Origin of the sequence: Exiguobacterium sibiricum 7-3, assembly GCF_000620865.1 — a bacterium.
GTDB lineage: Bacteria > Bacillota > Bacilli > Exiguobacteriales > Exiguobacteriaceae > Exiguobacterium_A > Exiguobacterium_A sibiricum_A.
The window spans coordinates 1-16,043 of sequence record NZ_JHZS01000005.1 but is presented as its reverse complement, the minus strand read 5'-3'; the positions used below and the strand labels follow the sequence as shown (position 1 = coordinate 16,043).

Below are 16,043 nucleotides of genomic sequence, written 5' to 3'. Positions count from 1 at the left end.
GTTAAATGAAAGGACAGGAACATACGAATCCTGCGCTGTAAGCGCAAAGGATCGTTGTTATCGGCTTGAATAAGGCAGTAGCGGTAGATTTAGTGTCTGTCAGCATGAAATGCGCTACAGACACTTCTATGAGCCCTAAGTCATTTTATTTTAAAGACTTTATTCCATACCTTTTAGCATAAGAGCGAGATCATTTATATCCGTACTATTTTTAATTAAATTATTTGAAGGCTTTTCAGATGCAGAAGACTTGATTTGTTCACCACTATTAACGTCAAGCGCATTTCTTTTTGGGTTTTCTTCATTCGAAACAGTATTAATAAAATCTGAGAGTACTTTGCGCTTGTTTTCATTTTGCTCAATCTTCTGATTTAAAGGAACAGCATTACTGGAATCTTCTTCTTTAAACTGATTTGGAGAACTATCTGGTTTTTCTACGGTATTTAAAGAGGCCGATACAGACTGTTCGATAGAACGATTTATTAAATTTGGTGTCGGATAAATTGGAACTTGATTATTCATATAGTGAACAGCTGTAGGATCCGGTAAATCATATGAGTCTTTAAGCGTTTGGAGAGCTATTGTTAAAAGCTCTCCAATTGCTTGATTTCGATTAATATTACGTTTTTTCAAGTAATCGTTAAACGCTTCTGTATAAGTCGCATCGTTACTAGGTGTGTACGTTAAACCTTCTCCTGGTGAAAGACCAGGCTTATGATTTTTTGATCTTGCCATCTCGATTCACTCCCCTAGTTAATTCAAAGCACCTGCAAGTTTTTGCTCAAAGTAGTTAGCGATCAAATATGCCCGACTCGTAATGAACGGCGATTCCGAAATGATTGATGCATCCGGTAATTTGATATCTTCTTCATTTTTAAAGAACTCATATCCAAAGAGAACGCCACCACCGACTAAATAAAAGTGTTCTGCGTTAACACCTTTAACACTCCAGTAAGAATCTACTTCTTTCATAACATCTGAAGCATACGCTTCCATTACCTCTAATGTCTGCCGAGTAAAGTCAATGTTACGTTTACGTCCCCAAGAAACAGTGAATTTAGGCGTCTTTCCTTCAACAGCTAACTTTACGCCTGGATAGATCACTTGCTTCATAAACTCCTCACGAGTACGGTACGGTTTACCATCCTGGTTGTTTACTTTCAACGCCTCAATGATTGGCTGAAACTCAGGTATTTCCAGTACTTTATCGAGTAACTGGTCAACATATGTGTTAGTACCCAGATTAACGTTTCTTGATGCAACTTTATTAAGTTGACTGTTTTCATACAAGGCTTCATCTAGCGTTCCGGCTCCAAGATCCGCAACAATATAATTCGCTTCAGGTGATGTCAAAAGATTTTGGTCTTTTGTAGCAACAAGCTCATTAGATTGAATATCGAATGACAATGAGACACCACTAGTCGCGCCCTCAACTCGAAGCTTTCCACCTGTAATGTTCAATACAACTGTTTTTCCCTTAGCAGGACCATCTAAAAACTGAATCTTATGTTTTCCTTTAAGATCTTCTAACGGCTTCTGCCCTACTTTTTTATGTTCTTCAATTGGTAGGCCACCAGAATAGTTAATTTCAACTACGATTTCATCTTCAGTACTTGCAATATTATCTTTTAAGGCTGCAACAGCCAGTGACGTTAGTGACACGATTTTATGAAGAGAGCTATTATGCTTGTCAGTATCGATTTGCGGTTGCTGCATATCTGCTTTATCGATCGCATATTGACCGACATAGAAATAACTCTTTCTTTGATGCTGTTCTAAAGAATCTGTTTCAATATATACGTGTAGCATTTCTTCTGGATTGATCTTATGGTTACTGGCTTCAGTATGTAACTCAATCACGCTTGGAGGAGCTGGAGCAATAACTGAAGGAATTGGAAAAGAAACAATGTTACCCGTTTTCGAATCAATATAGCTAGTCTTAGTGCTAGTGTTACCAGTATCCAATCCTGTAATTAGTGAGTATGTCATATAAATGACCCCTTTCGAATTTGGTTTAAAAATAAACTATCAATAGTTTTAATTAAACTAATGAATAGCAATTATTACTTACAAGTAAATTATATCACTAATTAACTCTAATTTAAACTAAAAATAAATTTATTTTTAGTTTAAATTAAGACTAAAATTAATTTATAATTACATTAAAAAAAGAGTATTCTTGTTTCCGCAAGAATACTCTAACCAAATTCGAAAAAATTAAAGCGAAAAGAGCTTTAATTCCTCATATTTTTATTTTAACAAAAATATTCCCGAAACAATACTAATTAATACATTTATACATTCGCCGTTTCACGTGAAACGTTATTGTTGCTGTTAATTCTCATCGTTTTTCTAGACAACTTAATTGTAGTCTGTTCCATCTGATCTAAAGTTCTTTCTTGAATAGCTGCAGGACAGTACCCAAACTTCTTTATACAAACATTTTCAACCATCCACATTTTTCTTGTCCAGAACTCGTACGTTTCTCCCTGTGAATTAATTGATTGTTCAAAATCACGCTTTTCTTGTTCCGATAGCTTATCGGCGTTTACTTTTAAAAAATCTTTTGCGTTTTTTAAAAGTAAATATGCTTCAGAACGAATAAGTCTCATCTCTTTCAAAATCGAGTAAATCATACTTAATGTCATCGTGTTCAAAAGTTCATTAATAGAAATTCCTGCTAAGTAATCTTCATCTCTCAAGATAACCCTTATTTTAAAACCATTTATTTGAGGTCGAGCACCATCTTCTCCTACCTCACCATATGGACTATTAGGGCCAAGATTGACGTTACAAAATGCACATTTATATATTTCACCTGATAATAGTTCAACCTTTCCACCACAATAAATACAAGTTTTCATCTACGGATCTCCCGTTCTCTTAATATAAAGCTTTCCGAGGCAATGCCTCGGAAAGTCTCCTTATATCAATTTTTCAGAAACTAATAACTTTTTATCCTTTGCGATTCGATATACTAGCCAAGTTTCATCATAAGTCCATTCATCTAATTCAGACCTCATAGTAGTAATAACATTTCCGATAATTTCTTTAGCACCTTTACGAGTTAAGTAAAACAAACGTTCAGTTTTTGTTTTTGATTCTCCATGTGAATCATAGAAATCACCGTATGTTTTTAACTCAACTAATGGGTTTCCTAATTTAGATAAATCGTTTAGAACATGGTGATTCTTTACATTGTGCATCTTCATATACTCATCGATAGTTAATTTACTCATAAGCTCATCATCTCCTTATTGGTTTATTAATAGGGCGGTGAGGACTTTACTCCTCACCGTTCATTTTTAGAACAAACCTTCAGTTTTTAATGAAAGGAATCCCGTCTCATTATTTACAATCAGATGATCTAGCAATTTAATTCCCATTAAGTCCCCAACTTCAACAAATCGTTGCGTTAACTGGATGTCTTCGGAACTCGGTCTTAAATCTGCGCTCGGATGGTTATGACAGATTACAAATGAAGCACAGTTATTTAGAATGAGAGGTTTGAAAACCTCTCTAGGCGTAACGATCGAGGAACTAAGTGACCCCATGTGCGCTCGGTTAATCATATTAATTTTATTCTTAGTATTTAAACCAATTACTAATAGAACTTCGCGATCTTCATCACCGATATAAAATGAAGCTAAATTAGCAACTTCATTAGGACTACTGATTGGAGTAGCAATTCGTCCTTTTCGTACCTTAGTTTCTTGGGAAATTCTAACTACTTCTACAACTGACTCTAGCATCATAAATGACATTCCTCTTTTCGTTTTTTATACTTTCGAATTTGGTAAAACTCTTGGTGTTACAAGTTTTCTCTCCCTCACCTCCTATATCTATTATAACATAAAAAGTATAAAATTACACTATTTTTAAACTAAAAATAGTTATTTTATTCACTTTCATCAATGAAGAAAAATGTCCCATCTAACTTTGCTTCAGTAATCAGATTAAGCATATTTTCAATCTTATCTAAAAAATCTTCTTCATTTTCAGATATTTCTTGAGTACACCCTAAGTATTGTTTAAGCGATTCATAATCTGCTTTCAAACAATAGTTGATGAATCCTAGCACTGTAATCTCTTGAACTGATTTCATTGGTTTTCCTCTTTTCGTTTTTGATGTTTTCGAACTTGGTTTTTCCGTCTTTGTCTCCTTGGGGCGCTTAAAAGGCCTCACCAGGCTTATTTTTGCCGGTTTGGCACCGCATGCGGACACTCGCTGCCTACGACGTGTCAAGGGATCTCCTGAGGAAACTTTGTATCATTCTCCGATCTTCAGAGAATGATACAAAGTTTCCGTCCCTTGATGAGGAGTCCAGGTCTAGGTGCTGGAGGATCCCGAGAGGCGAAGCCGAGGCTCGGGTCCTACATCATCAGCCCTGGTCAGTGAAGTGTACGCTCCAAGGGGCAAATCGGAAAAATGCTCTCGTCCGGCATTGGCCGGACTTCCTTTTTTCAATGCTAGCGTTAACGATAGTGCTAGCATAATGCATTTGATCTTGACTTACGCTCCGTGGCTGCCGTTAAACGATGGACAGGAACGTACGGATCCTAGCGCCTTGGGCGCTTAGGAAACGTCGTTATCGGCCGGAGTAGGCTGTCAGCGGTAGTTAGGTCCTGTCAGCATGTATATGCGCTACAGGACGTTCTATGAGCCCTAAAGATATTAATGCTACTATATACATATTAGTAATAAGGAGGATCTTTACTTTGGAGAAAAAAATGCAAGTATATATATCATCTGGTTTCGATGCTTTGACTGAAGAACATGAATTGGTAAAGCAAGCTATTTTAGATGCAAATCATTTTCCATCAGATTTGTATTACTCAGAAGACACCTCTCCTTCTGTTAATATTCATATGGGTCTCATGACTCGTTTAATCACTGATTCAGATGTATTCATTTTAATTTTGGGAGAAAAGTTTGGACCCTCATTTTTCATGAACACTAGTCAGGTTAATTATGAATATCTTTTGGCACGTGAACTAAATAAGCCCATTTTCGTATTTAGAATATCTAATGATATATTGAGAACGAAAGTTGATTCTGGTGCATTCTCATTGGAAGAAGTGTATGAAAGTCACCATAGAGCACGATTTAGAGGTTTTAAGCATAGAATTACGTCGCAAAACGCTGTCCTTAATATTAATCATTTAGAACAACTTAAAACATATGTAATGAGATCTCTTTCTGAAGCAGAAGTCCATTTAGGCTTAAATGGATGGATTAGAGCAGAAAAACACCCTGCGTATCAAGAAGTCGAAAAATTGCAACGAGAATTAGAGAAAGTAAAGTCTAAGCAACAAATCTTGATTAGAGAAACTTCGCGCCCTGCTCCAGAATCGAGACAAACTAAATTAGGTGATTTTACTTATGAGGAAATCTTATATGCATTAACTAGTCGATCTATAAATATAGATGAAGACGATGCTAGAGAATTTGGATTAGATAAAACGCATCTAACCTTATTAGAGTTACTAATCGAATATCATGCGTTGTTAGCAGACGGTATTCCTGAGGTTAAAACTAAACCCCTAGACGAAATGCTAAAAGTCCATCTTGTTAAAGTAATTCAACCACTCGGTTTGATTGAAGTTACCCAACAAACGATAGGAGAAATACCATTTGTGACAAAGAAATTGAGCGCAAATGGTTTTACTTTAATAGGGAAAATATACTCTGGAGCATTTAAAGAAATAAACATCTAAGTCTTTTAATCACTAGTAAGATATTTCAAATACCATACTCTAAAGAATGATCACTCAGAAAGCCACCACAAACCAGGACCAGGTAGTAAACCTGTTGTATAAATAAGCCCCAGAACTGGGGCGCTCGATACGGTACCTAAGTGTTTTGGCAGTTGACACATTAATTTTGAGGCGTATTCTTTTGTCTTTTCTAATGCACATAATACATTATATGTACCTACAGGTAATTGAATCTTCTGCTTTTGACTCGAGATCTCCAACATAAAATCCTGAGTCCGATAAATAACAAATCCAGCGTATCTACCTTTCACCACATTGCCTTTTAAATCTCTTTTTTTACGAATAATGAACTTAGATTTTGAGACTTTCTTAAAAGCACGAGTCAAACTTTTGACTTGTGCTTTTTCATGATTCATTTCTTCTGCAAGTTGTGAGGCACTAATGGACAGACTACTCCCCTCCCCAACGGGCAACCTTTTTTCAAGGTGATCAATAGTACGTTCTACAAGCTCTTCTATTTTTTCATAAGCACGTTCTTCCTTTGATTTTTTGTGTTTATAATAACCACGTAACTGAGGACGTACACCACAAATCATTTCAACTACATCTGGTCTCACAAAGTAATCTTTTTTATATGCACTTCTTACGGCTTTTTCGAGTCTTCTGTTACCGATAGGATAGGTAGCTACTGCATTTCGCTCTTTCATCATCAATAGGGTATCCTCGAGCTCATATCCATCTCTCTTAGCCATAACACTTAATTCAAACGCTGCCATGTTACGAGTTCCTTTTTCGTCTGTATTCCACAGAGCACGTCCAGCCTTACTAGTTAACCAAGATCCATTGACTGATGCATTACCACGTTTAAGACCTAATTCTTGAAACCATTCAGTAGCTTCATCTTTAGACCAAACGTTTTCCTTTTCAAAATACATGATTGTTTCTTCTCTTGGAAAACGCGCCCATCCAAAAAGTGCATTGTTCAAGTCAATTGGTAATCCTTGTTCATACAAAGAAGAACGTATTGCTTCTCCAATGGCTTTTGCATATTGAATAGCAGAAACTGAACCGTACCAAGCTTCATTATCTGCAAACACAACAAAAAACTGCACTCCCTTCGAAGTTTTTAAAATTAATGTCGGCTTACACGGAATCCCTGCTACTTCGAAAGCAAACAGGATTTGTTGTACTGAAGTTTTTTGATCGATATCAAAACCAAATGTTCTAACCCGTCTTAAGTTTTCATCGGCAATGTCAGATGGCTTTACGGCCTTATAATATGTATTTGGAGTAAAATGGGTTACTCCACTATGGCTATTGTTATGGTAGTGCAAAACACCCTGGATACTTCGCGCAATATCTTGACCTCCTAAAGAGAGGTCAAAAATACTTTCTTTACTGTAAGCAACTCGTATACTTCCTTGAGTTTTCAACTCAAAATCACACTTTTGTTTGATAGATCTCGGTACGTTATTTGCATAGTTATCGTACAACCCAATTCCACGACCGAAAATAGTTTCTAAAACTTCTTGTTCTAAATACGAATGCTGTCTTACAGGACTTTTAGAAAGACTCGAGTACATCAGACTTCTCCTCCAACTAGTAAGAAGAGCACACAAAAAGGGTATGCTGCTCCCGTTGATTTTTAGTAAAAACAACAGAGAACATGCACACCCGTATATTGGAGGTCACGCTTTTTATACTTATAACCTTGTCAGACATGTTTAAGCATGCTAATATGAGGTCATAAGTATGTTAATTAGAACAGCAAATTCATCTCCCGTCCGGCCAAAGACAATTGAGTGGGTATGCATGTTCTCTGAGGGCTTGAATCTATGATTCAGGTCCTTTTCCTTTATTCAATTTTACTTTTTATATATTAGTAAAGGTCTCTTTTGTAATTCCCTTTGTAAAAAATATTCCAAAATTACTCGCATTACATTAACAATACTCGGAAAAGCTATATAGGACAAGATTATTTTTCGCTAGTTTTATCAGCTGTGTAGTTCACTTCTGATTCGTGTCCTGGATAAATCAATTCTTCTTTCCCTGTCGGATACATAGTTTGATCTCCTTCCAATTCATATACTTCCATAACTTCATTAACGATTTCTTTCGATTCATTCCATCCTACAAGATCAACAGAGCGCTCAATTGCTTTATGCATTAGTAATTTCACCTCTCTAATTTTACTCATAGTGTCTTCTTCAGTGTATTTAACATACTGCCTGAATACATCGCATAAAATTTTAATGCGATTCTTTGATTCATCATTTCCAAATAAACGAATGGATTGTTCACCAATGTATTCATCAGTCTCTACGTCTAAAACCAGCTGTAGTTGATGCTTCTCATCTGACCAATGGTTGTATAATTCATAATCTCTTAAGCTTTCTAACGGCTTATAAAGACCTTCATCTATAAAACGTATGATTTCGTCTTTTCTTCGAACAAAAGTTCCATTAGAGTTTAGCGTTGTAGTTTGTTTTTTTATAGCTATATCCAACAACTCTAGGATATCTTTAGGCACGTAATACATACGTTTTTTCAATTCCTTTTGCCCTTTTGGTTCTAAAATCGTAAGAAGATACTCGATGATTGTAGATCTATTAGCGTTCAATCCCATTTGTTTTAAGCTATCACAAAGATCATCAATTTCTTTACTCTGAAATTCGGTTAAAGTTAATAACTTAACTTCTTTTTCAACATCATTCTTATCACTCATTTTATTATCACGAATGTACCGGATTAATTGGGCTTTATCTAATCCTTTATCAAGAACCTCTCGAAGTTGCTTACTACCTTGTCGTCCAAACTTTTTCGCTTGGAAAGCTCTATTAACGGATTTTGACACATAAAAATTGTAGCGTTTCATACAATCACCTCTCTTACTATGATTAATTATATCACAAATACCTACAAAATAAACAACAAAAAATAAAATCCTTTACTATTAGCAATATTGTTAGTGCTAGCTTTGTTTTAAATAAAAAAAGGAGAGGAGCTAGTCCTTTCCTCATTTTTATCCATAAGTTTTGATCAAAAACAGTATATTTGCAGCTGCAGTATGCAATGCAAATTCACAGTGTCTTATATGAGTTTCTTTGATTTCCGATCCTTGACCATGACCTGTATGGCTATTTCTAAGGTTTGATAACACCTGAAGGGTATCTTTTAAGCTTCTAAAAGCTGACGATTCAAAACCTTCGAGATCACTATTCTTGCTTATAGTATGAATTAACACAGATGCTGTTGCTTTTTGTAATGTAGGTACTGATTGACGAGGATTTGGATTTACTAGCTGCCAGTTATTTTTTTCGATAATTATCTTCATTGTACTTTCAAAAGCATTACTGGCATTATGGATAGATCCTTTGAGATCGTTTTCTTTAAATTTTTCAAATGCTTGTAACATTTCATTATTAGCCCCAGCATAAATAGGTTCTGATAATAAATAAAGAACTGGTCGAACAACATCTTTATGGACGACCTCATTTCCTTTATGAATAATAATATTATTTATTAATTCGTAACCTATCCCGTTAGTCCTGATTAATTCATTGATCATTTGATCTACTATTTTAGAAGATTGATCTACATATGCCTCATTAACCCAATAAGATAACAATTCTATTAAATCTAAAATTAATAAATAATCGGTAGGGTCAGCGTAGATAAGTAGAGTATAAAATTCTAATTCGTCGTCAGATAAATAAGAGTATAGGTAACTAAACTCATTCTCGATAGCTATTTTCTCAAGAGTCGTTTTAGGAAGTAAATGATGATATGTTAGAACTCCACGTCTTTGCTTTAGAGTGCGCATTGCATTGTAAAAGACAGTATCGCGATCTGGATATCCCGCTTTACTTTCTAGAGTTTGAACGAGAGTATTCATCTGGTGAAAGATTTGTACTCTTACTTTTTTAGATATTTCATGATACTTTAATACATCATATGCTGTAGGGAAATTTCTTTCTGAATATAATTCTTTACCTGTCAACCCTTCATAACTCATAAATAACCCTCTCTTTTAAATAATTCTCTTAAAGCAAGGTTTACAGTAGCAGACTTTACTCCTCGTTGCCCTCTTTGCTGAAGACTATTCAAAACTTTCGATAAGTCTTCTTCTATATAAAATCCTGTGTACACCGTATTACTTCTTTTTGCATGCAAAATTTCTTTAAGAGCACTATTATTCACATTTTCACTATCGTTATTGCTAGTATTATCAAATGGATTATTAGCAACTTCATTAAAACCCTTTAGCTTTCTTTCTTTATTACTCATTTCATAGTCTCCTTATCCAAGCTTCAATTCTTTTAATAATTCGCTATATATTTTTGCTCCTTTAGAAGTAGGAGCTGCTAAAGACAACGGTCTCTGATCAAAACCAACACTAGAAGCAAACTCAATTGTTGTCGGTATAAAAGTTTTAGTGACCTTTATTTTCGAGTTCATTGCGTAATCTTGTAAAAGTTCCATAATCCCTCTATGTAAGAGTGTTCTTTGATTAACTAGTGTAGGAACAATCGCTCGTACACGTAACTCAGGATTCATTTGACTCTTAAAATCATTCACTATCTTCAAGGTTTTCTGTAATGAACGCATAGCATATTTTTCGGGCTGGAATGGAATTATCATGTCCTGGCATGCCACTAAAATATTTCCTTGTATTAAACCGAAACTTGTTGGTGTATCGATTAATACATAATCGTAATCCATCTTAATTTTTTCAATCACTTCTTTGAGTAATGAAAATCGTTTTTGTGTAGGAAATTGTCGTGCATCTAACAATACATCAAATTCAAATGAGAGCATATCATCATTCGTAACTAGAAGATCGATATTCTTATCAACACTGACTAACGCCTTTTTAGGATCGGCACCCTTAATGAGTGCATCATATAAAGAAAACTCCACATCTTCTTCTAACAGATCCGGGTTTTGACCAAAAGTCACGGCCACATCTGATTGTATGTCCATGTCCACGATTAGGACTTTTTTATCTATTAAAGAGAGTTGACCAGCAAGGTTTGTCGTCATGGAGGTTTTCAATACCCCACCCTTATTACTTATGACTGCAATTACTTCTCCAGGCATCATTACACCTCATACTTCCTCAGCTTTTTTTGGCGGTACTTATAAAACGTAGGTGGTTTCAGTGGTAAGACATTACAAATGTCCTTTACAGTCATTCCAGCTTCAAACATCATGTTAGCCTTATCAATGACTGATTGATCAATCGGCTTTCTACCACCGACTCTCCCTCTACTTCTTGCTGCAGCTAATCCTGCTTTAGTTCGCTCAATTGTTAATTCCCTCTCCATTTCTGCAAGACCTGCCATAATCGTGAAATACAGCTTACCAGCTGGTGTATTTGTATCAACGCCTAAAGTAAGTATTTTCAGTCCCACACCGTTCTCCTCTAACCACTCTGATAACTCGAGTAATTTTTTTGTTTGACGGCCTAAACGATCTAACTTCCAAACAACCAATGTATCTCCAGGACGTAAATAATTTAAACAAGCTTCAAACTCTGGACGCTCTTTTACTGAACTCTTCTTTTCTTCAAAAATCTTTTCACAGCCGGCCGCCTTAACTGCGTCAAGCTGCAACTCTAAATTTTGTTCAATGGTCGATACTCTGACATATCCAATGCTCGCCATCTAGACACCTCCTGTTTTTTTGTTTGCTCGAGCAAACAATGATCTCGTAGCGAGGGGTTTTTTTATATAAAACGTTAAATCTTCTTTATAAATAGATGTTGATTAATATACGAGAAAATATAAGCCTTTCCTGCTCATTATACTAAATTTATCGGCGTGTTGGTTTTTTATATTAAACGACCGTTTTATATAATTATTTTTCGATTTTCGAATTTAAAGAAACTTAGTCCTTTAGCCTTCGTAAATTAGTTTATAAAATTTTAAAGGAAGAAATTGTATGGAAGTATTCTATTTGAGAATGTTTGGATTAAAAAAGGGAAGAAACGTCTTTTAGCGTTTTCTCCCCTTTTTCGTTATTCTTTCATTCCGTTGACAACCCAATCATTAAAATCAGTCATTACACGGTCAAAAGGATCAACATATTGATACTTTAAAAGTAACTATACGTGATCCTCTTCAAAAACTTAATACAAACGCTTTTCAGCGATTTTATAAATTTCATCTTTATCTCTTTTACCGATCGCAACAATCTGAATGATTTGGAGTTTACCTTCTAATTCTCTAAAGACAACACGTAACCCCATCTTCCTGTTTTTCAACTTATTGCAATGAGAAAGGTTTCCATTAAGTGGCTGTCCTGCCTCCATTCCTTTGGAAATGATTCGATCTAATGCTTTATCCACAAATATCTTTTGGCTACCATCGAGGTCATCGTAGTCTCCCTTTGAATACTGCGTCCACTCAATCTGATACAATAATCATTCCCACCCATCCATTTCATCAATAGTCGATGGGTGATTTACTCGTGCTCCACGAACTTCTGAATCAGAATATGTGCGGACATTTTTATTAGATAGTCGCATCTCGACTGTCAAATCATCTAATCGGCTGTACAATTCTTCAATTTCTTTATTTAGTGACTCGTATTGCTGTTGGGTAAGCATGACGCCAGCAATTTTTTCTCGGTTAAAGACATAAACACCAGCTGCTTCACGATCAGCTCTTTGGAACGCTTCCATAGGCGACCGTTTTACATCAGAAATTGAAGTGGTTGGAATATCGAGCGTTCTCATTCCCATAATAATTTCCTCCTTGCTATTTACTTTAGTATAAACCTTTTAAAAGACTTTTAAAAGTCTTTTAAAAGGTTTATACATTAATTGATAAATAAAAAAGAAATTTATTATGTTAATTTAGACTCTTGTTAAAGGTTAAGATTTATAGCATCTTCCCCTCAAGATTCTTACACCTATGACTGGTCTAAATCTTGATAGGATAACGAAACCGATTCAGTGACCCTTTGGGAAGATACTAAACGTTCTGTTGGATACTTCACTTTCATTTTTCAAGAATTGAGTCATCAATTTTTATGAATTATTCACCTCTAATAAAATTTCCATTACCATATTTAAAAAAACATTCACATTTTCAGATCATAATGTTGATAAAATGCAGATAATCCCATTTAAAGGAGGATTTCTGATGTTTAATGGTATTCCGTTACACCCGCTTGTCGTCCATGCACCTATCGCCTTGTTGATTTTCGCGACATTTCTACTGATGGGTGCATTACGATGGTCCGGGCTCCGATTGTTCGCCGTGATCACGTTAGTTGTCGGTCTTCTCTCTGGTATCATCGCCTATCTCACGGGTGACGGGGCAGAACGCTTCGGCATGGATCAATGGAACATTGCTCGGGACTCCATCCATACGCATGAGAATTTTGCGTTGTACAGCCTCATCACATTCGGTCTATCCCTCCTGCTCGTCCTTCTTGATTATCGGACGAAAAATAAGATGATTTTCCTCGCAAGTATCCTCGTGGCACTGATTGGTAGTGGTCTCCTCGCCTATGCTGGTCACCTTGGTGGTCAAATGGTCTATGCTAGGTAAAAAAATATTGTCTCGTTTAGTCTTCATACGGTGTCAAGAATCATAAAAACAGTATATTTTAGAGATGATTCCTGTATTGAACAGGGATCATCTTTTTAATTCCTCCTCGGAAACAAATATAGTTAAGTAATGTATGGTTGTTTTGACATCATGACGATACCATTTAAATGTAGTACACTCATCAAAATCGATGCTATCTAAGATTCAAAAAAATATTCTTTTTAGACTGGCCGAATTGAAAAAATAGCCTATACTTTTCAAGTGTTTAGTCGGATGCTTATTTTTTTACTATGACAGTTTTTCTGCGAGTCTCACTGTTTCCAACGCTTCTTTAAGTGAAATGCCAGACCTAATACTATGGATGTTATGACGGAGCGTTTTTAAAATATCAGTATTCTCTATAATACGTTGTAAGATTTCTTTCAGTTCGAGTTCGGTATCAGCGCACAAAGCATATCCGGATCCGATCAAAAAATTTACATTCTCCTCTTCTTGACCAGGTAAGACGTGTTGAATGAGTAATGGTAATCCTACAGTTAGGGCCTCGGATGTCGTGATTCCTCCAGGTTTACTAATCATGAGATCCGAAAGAGCCATCAGTTCGTGCACGTCATAAAAAAAACCATAGATTTTAATCAGATGTCTTGAATATTTGAATTCCCGTTCAAGTCTAGTCTTTAATTTATGGTTTTTCCCACAGACAATCATGATCTGAAGTGGATGTGAGATAGATTCAATTGCCTGGAACATTGACATTCCTTTTCCGAAGAAACCATCTCCTCCACCCATAATTAAGAGGGTCAACGTTTCTGGATGGAGTTGATATTTCTCAATGAGTCCCTCTTTAGAAATTTGTTTGAACTGCTGGCGAACAGGAATTCCTGTGAATAGAATCTTTTCAGGTGCAACATTTAACGCAAGTAACCGATCTTGGAGATTTTGAGAACCTACAAGATAAAAATCTGTCGTGGCATGAATCCAGTAGGAATGCAATGCATAGTCAGTCAGAACTGTCACCGTAGGTAGATTGATAAGTCCTGCCTGTTTCAATTTAGATACGATACCAGCAGCAAAAGGATACGTACTAATGATTACCTTAGGTTGAATTTGATCAATCACACTTAAAATTGAATTCATTCTCGATAAAAAAATAGTGTTCAATTGCTTGGAAAATGTACTTTCGAGATAAGTTTTTTGATAAAGAAAGCTATAAAGCCATGGAAAATCTCGGATGATTCCTTTGTACAAATATTGACTTAAGGGGGACAAGTACGGGTGAGTCGTCTTCATGATATCCATCGAAACTGGCACCACTTCTGTAAAGGACTTCTCTATTTCTTCGATAATTGCGATTGCAACTTGCTTATGGCCTTCACCAAATGAAGCAGAAAGAATTAAAATTTTCTCTTTTTTGTCTCTCATGACGTTTTCCTTTCCTACTAAAAGCTAGAAGCATTTTACATTTAGATTGACCTTAGACACTTTATTAATTATGTAAACCCTTCCACACTGCACTATAGACCTCCTCTTATTATTTTCTTGATTCACATGGCAAGTTCAGAAAACCTAACACCTTCTGATCATCATAACGTTTCGTTCGCTTAATATTTTCGTTTCACTATATGTAAAGTTATGAAAAAATCAGGATACATCTTTCACTTTTAATCATTTAGGGAATAAAAGTATATATAAAAACAACATGGGTTCACATCAACCAACTATTTCAACCAATCATAGGACCTCTTGGTACCTAAGGAGATGATGGTATCTCATGAGTATGGATCAACTGAATTATTATTTAGACATTTATAGCTATTGGATTATTTTTTTCTTTCTTTTTTGTGGTATCGTCGGCATCCCAGCTCCTGAAGAATCTTTACTCATCTTAGTAGGAATCTTGAGTAACCAACATGATTTGCACTTAATGCCTACTCTCGTCTCAGCATTCGCTGGTTCATTTTCCGGGATGCTGTTTGCTTATTTAATTGGACGGTCTTTTATGATTTACGTCATGAAGTATGGTAGGTTCATCGGTTTAACTGATAAACGGTGGGTGAAGCTTAAAAAAAACTATATGACGAATATTCCAAAAACAATCTTGTTTGGTTTCTACATTCCTGGACTTCGACAAATTAATCCTTACTTCGCCGGGCTCAAACCCGTTCCATTTGCTACCTTTCTTCTGTTTTCTTTCATAGGTACTGGGTTGTGGGTGTTCCCATTCGTGTTAATCGGTTATTATGCGGGAAATACGTTTCATATCAAACCTGAGTGGGTTCCTTACTTAGGAGTGATTTTGTTAAGTCTATTCCTCATTCGTATCCTATTTAAGCGTTTTTTCAAAAAAGTTAAACGGCTAAATGAATGAGCGATTAGATCCAATGATGCTTGAGTGTCTTTGTGCCCAATGAAGGAGTAAATCTATCATGGCTAAAATCTTAATATTACCTTTTTTGAATATGCGTTCAGGTCACCATGCAGTAGCTGAAACGTTGGCTGAAAATCTCGGCCGAAAAATGGAAACCGAAATAAAAGAAGTAGAGTTCTTAAGTTATATAAACCCAACAATTGAGCATCTGACATCAATGATTTACTTAAACTGGATTCGTTATGCCTCGACTTCATACAGTATCGTCTATCGAAAGTTTTTTTATAAAACTCGGGATAAACAAAAATCAAACGAATGGTACCTAAGTTTTTTTTTATATAAAATGAGATGTCTTATCCAGGAAGTAAAGCCAGACCTAATTATTTGTACCCACTGTT

General features: G+C 35.7%; 19 protein-coding genes. 4 read left to right on the top strand and 15 right to left on the bottom strand.

What is annotated here, in order from left to right; translation table 11 throughout:
• Nucleotides 1-159: 159 nt before the first annotated feature.
• From P402_RS0100455 to P402_RS0100430, 6 genes are all read right to left on the bottom strand, one after another.
• Nucleotides 160-735 (bottom strand): hypothetical protein, encoded by a 576-nt coding sequence (locus tag P402_RS0100455; RefSeq protein ID WP_026826946.1) that lies wholly within the window; start codon nucleotides 733-735, stop codon nucleotides 160-162.
• Nucleotides 736-753: 18 nt separating this feature from the next.
• Nucleotides 754-1,989: a ParM/StbA family protein gene (locus P402_RS0100450; RefSeq protein ID WP_026826945.1), complete on the bottom strand. Its 1,236-nt coding sequence runs from the start codon at nucleotides 1,987-1,989 to the stop codon at nucleotides 754-756.
• A 305-nt stretch (nucleotides 1,990-2,294) separates the two neighbouring features.
• Complete coding sequence (locus P402_RS0100445) at nucleotides 2,295-2,864, bottom strand: hypothetical protein (RefSeq protein ID WP_026826944.1); 570 nt, start codon at nucleotides 2,862-2,864, stop codon at nucleotides 2,295-2,297.
• Between the two features lie 60 nt (nucleotides 2,865-2,924).
• Nucleotides 2,925-3,239, bottom strand: a complete 315-nt coding sequence (locus P402_RS0100440) for a hypothetical protein (RefSeq protein ID WP_026826943.1) — start codon at nucleotides 3,237-3,239, stop codon at nucleotides 2,925-2,927.
• A gap of 66 nt (nucleotides 3,240-3,305) precedes the next feature.
• Nucleotides 3,306-3,764 (bottom strand): JAB domain-containing protein, encoded by a 459-nt coding sequence (locus P402_RS0100435; protein WP_235188794.1) that lies wholly within the window; start codon nucleotides 3,762-3,764, stop codon nucleotides 3,306-3,308.
• 134 nt (nucleotides 3,765-3,898) lie between these two features.
• Complete coding sequence (locus P402_RS0100430; RefSeq protein WP_026826941.1) at nucleotides 3,899-4,105, bottom strand: hypothetical protein; 207 nt, start codon at nucleotides 4,103-4,105, stop codon at nucleotides 3,899-3,901.
• A gap of 614 nt (nucleotides 4,106-4,719) precedes the next feature.
• Here P402_RS0100430 and P402_RS0100425 point away from each other — a divergent pair.
• Nucleotides 4,720-5,718: a DUF4062 domain-containing protein gene (locus P402_RS0100425; RefSeq protein WP_026826940.1), complete on the top strand. Its 999-nt coding sequence runs from the start codon at nucleotides 4,720-4,722 to the stop codon at nucleotides 5,716-5,718.
• A 50-nt stretch (nucleotides 5,719-5,768) separates the two neighbouring features.
• Here P402_RS0100425 and P402_RS0100420 read toward each other — a convergent pair whose 3' ends face one another.
• The 8 genes from P402_RS0100420 to P402_RS0100385 form a co-directional block, all read right to left on the bottom strand.
• A complete protein-coding gene (locus P402_RS0100420; protein WP_026826939.1) occupies nucleotides 5,769-7,301 on the bottom strand; it encodes a primase C-terminal domain-containing protein in 1,533 nt (510 codons plus the stop codon).
• A gap of 392 nt (nucleotides 7,302-7,693) precedes the next feature.
• Nucleotides 7,694-8,593 carry a hypothetical protein gene (locus P402_RS0100415; protein ID WP_026826938.1) on the bottom strand — a complete coding sequence of 300 codons (900 nt, stop codon included), beginning with the start codon at nucleotides 8,591-8,593 and terminating at the stop codon, nucleotides 7,694-7,696.
• A gap of 147 nt (nucleotides 8,594-8,740) precedes the next feature.
• Entirely contained in the window at nucleotides 8,741-9,733 is a 993-nt protein-coding gene (locus P402_RS0100410) for a DUF7014 domain-containing protein (protein ID WP_026826937.1), read from the bottom strand.
• Nucleotides 9,730-10,005, bottom strand: coding sequence for a hypothetical protein (locus tag P402_RS0100405; protein ID WP_026826936.1), 276 nt, complete (start codon nucleotides 10,003-10,005; stop codon nucleotides 9,730-9,732). Before P402_RS0100405 ends, P402_RS0100410 begins: the two co-directional genes overlap by 4 nt.
• Before the next feature lie 12 nt (nucleotides 10,006-10,017).
• The gene (locus tag P402_RS0100400; RefSeq protein WP_026826935.1) at nucleotides 10,018-10,818 is read right to left on the bottom strand and encodes a ParA family protein; all 801 of its coding nucleotides are present in this window, start codon (nucleotides 10,816-10,818) and stop codon (nucleotides 10,018-10,020) included.
• 2 nt (nucleotides 10,819-10,820) lie between these two features.
• The gene (locus tag P402_RS0100395) at nucleotides 10,821-11,384 is read right to left on the bottom strand and encodes a recombinase family protein (RefSeq protein ID WP_026826934.1); all 564 of its coding nucleotides are present in this window, start codon (nucleotides 11,382-11,384) and stop codon (nucleotides 10,821-10,823) included.
• A gap of 464 nt (nucleotides 11,385-11,848) precedes the next feature.
• Nucleotides 11,849-12,139: a type II toxin-antitoxin system RelE family toxin gene (locus tag P402_RS0100390; RefSeq protein ID WP_026826933.1), complete on the bottom strand. Its 291-nt coding sequence runs from the start codon at nucleotides 12,137-12,139 to the stop codon at nucleotides 11,849-11,851.
• 3 nt (nucleotides 12,140-12,142) lie between these two features.
• Nucleotides 12,143-12,463: a hypothetical protein gene (locus tag P402_RS0100385; RefSeq protein WP_026826932.1), complete on the bottom strand. Its 321-nt coding sequence runs from the start codon at nucleotides 12,461-12,463 to the stop codon at nucleotides 12,143-12,145.
• A gap of 403 nt (nucleotides 12,464-12,866) precedes the next feature.
• Here P402_RS0100385 and P402_RS0100380 point away from each other — a divergent pair, with 403 nt between their 5' ends.
• Nucleotides 12,867-13,277, top strand: a complete 411-nt coding sequence (locus P402_RS0100380) for a DUF2231 domain-containing protein (RefSeq protein WP_026826931.1) — start codon at nucleotides 12,867-12,869, stop codon at nucleotides 13,275-13,277.
• 288 nt (nucleotides 13,278-13,565) lie between these two features.
• Here P402_RS0100380 and P402_RS16045 read toward each other — a convergent pair whose 3' ends face one another.
• On the bottom strand, nucleotides 13,566-14,699 hold the full coding sequence (locus P402_RS16045; protein ID WP_081776587.1) for an MGDG synthase family glycosyltransferase: 1,134 nt from the start codon (nucleotides 14,697-14,699) through the stop codon (nucleotides 13,566-13,568).
• 349 nt (nucleotides 14,700-15,048) lie between these two features.
• On the opposite strand from P402_RS16045, the gene P402_RS0100370 reads away from it, so the two are divergent.
• Both P402_RS0100370 and P402_RS16040 read left to right on the top strand, forming a co-directional pair.
• Complete coding sequence (locus P402_RS0100370; protein ID WP_026826930.1) at nucleotides 15,049-15,645, top strand: DedA family protein; 597 nt, start codon at nucleotides 15,049-15,051, stop codon at nucleotides 15,643-15,645.
• 58 nt (nucleotides 15,646-15,703) lie between these two features.
• A partial coding sequence (locus P402_RS16040; protein ID WP_034769434.1) for an MGDG synthase family glycosyltransferase occupies nucleotides 15,704-16,043 on the top strand: 340 nt, incomplete at its 3' end.

What these genes read in the sequence shown, in the direction of transcription:
- P402_RS0100430 (WP_026826941.1), bottom strand. Translation starts at nt 4,105, where the DNA reads ATGAAATCAGTTCAAGAGATTACAGTGCTAGGATTCATCAACTATTGT.
- P402_RS0100410 (WP_026826937.1), bottom strand. Translation starts at nt 9,733, where the DNA reads ATGAGTTATGAAGGGTTGACAGGTAAAGAATTATATTCAGAAAGAAAT.
- P402_RS0100455 (WP_026826946.1), bottom strand. Translation starts at nt 735, where the DNA reads ATGGCAAGATCAAAAAATCATAAGCCTGGTCTTTCACCAGGAGAAGGT.
- P402_RS0100415 (WP_026826938.1), bottom strand. Translation starts at nt 8,593, where the DNA reads ATGAAACGCTACAATTTTTATGTGTCAAAATCCGTTAATAGAGCTTTC.
- P402_RS0100405 (WP_026826936.1), bottom strand. Translation starts at nt 10,005, where the DNA reads ATGAGTAATAAAGAAAGAAAGCTAAAGGGTTTTAATGAAGTTGCTAAT.
- P402_RS0100420 (WP_026826939.1), bottom strand. Translation starts at nt 7,301, where the DNA reads ATGTACTCGAGTCTTTCTAAAAGTCCTGTAAGACAGCATTCGTATTTA.
- P402_RS0100400 (WP_026826935.1), bottom strand. Translation starts at nt 10,818, where the DNA reads ATGCCTGGAGAAGTAATTGCAGTCATAAGTAATAAGGGTGGGGTATTG.
- P402_RS0100395 (WP_026826934.1), bottom strand. Translation starts at nt 11,384, where the DNA reads ATGGCGAGCATTGGATATGTCAGAGTATCGACCATTGAACAAAATTTA.
- P402_RS0100385 (WP_026826932.1), bottom strand. Translation starts at nt 12,463, where the DNA reads ATGGGAATGAGAACGCTCGATATTCCAACCACTTCAATTTCTGATGTA.
- P402_RS0100445 (WP_026826944.1), bottom strand. Translation starts at nt 2,864, where the DNA reads ATGAAAACTTGTATTTATTGTGGTGGAAAGGTTGAACTATTATCAGGT.
- P402_RS0100440 (WP_026826943.1), bottom strand. Translation starts at nt 3,239, where the DNA reads ATGAGTAAATTAACTATCGATGAGTATATGAAGATGCACAATGTAAAG.
- P402_RS0100380 (WP_026826931.1), top strand. Translation starts at nt 12,867, where the DNA reads ATGTTTAATGGTATTCCGTTACACCCGCTTGTCGTCCATGCACCTATC.
- P402_RS0100435 (WP_235188794.1), bottom strand. Translation starts at nt 3,764, where the DNA reads ATGTCATTTATGATGCTAGAGTCAGTTGTAGAAGTAGTTAGAATTTCC.
- P402_RS0100370 (WP_026826930.1), top strand. Translation starts at nt 15,049, where the DNA reads ATGAGTATGGATCAACTGAATTATTATTTAGACATTTATAGCTATTGG.
- P402_RS16045 (WP_081776587.1), bottom strand. Translation starts at nt 14,699, where the DNA reads ATGAGAGACAAAAAAGAGAAAATTTTAATTCTTTCTGCTTCATTTGGT.
- P402_RS0100450 (WP_026826945.1), bottom strand. Translation starts at nt 1,989, where the DNA reads ATGACATACTCACTAATTACAGGATTGGATACTGGTAACACTAGCACT.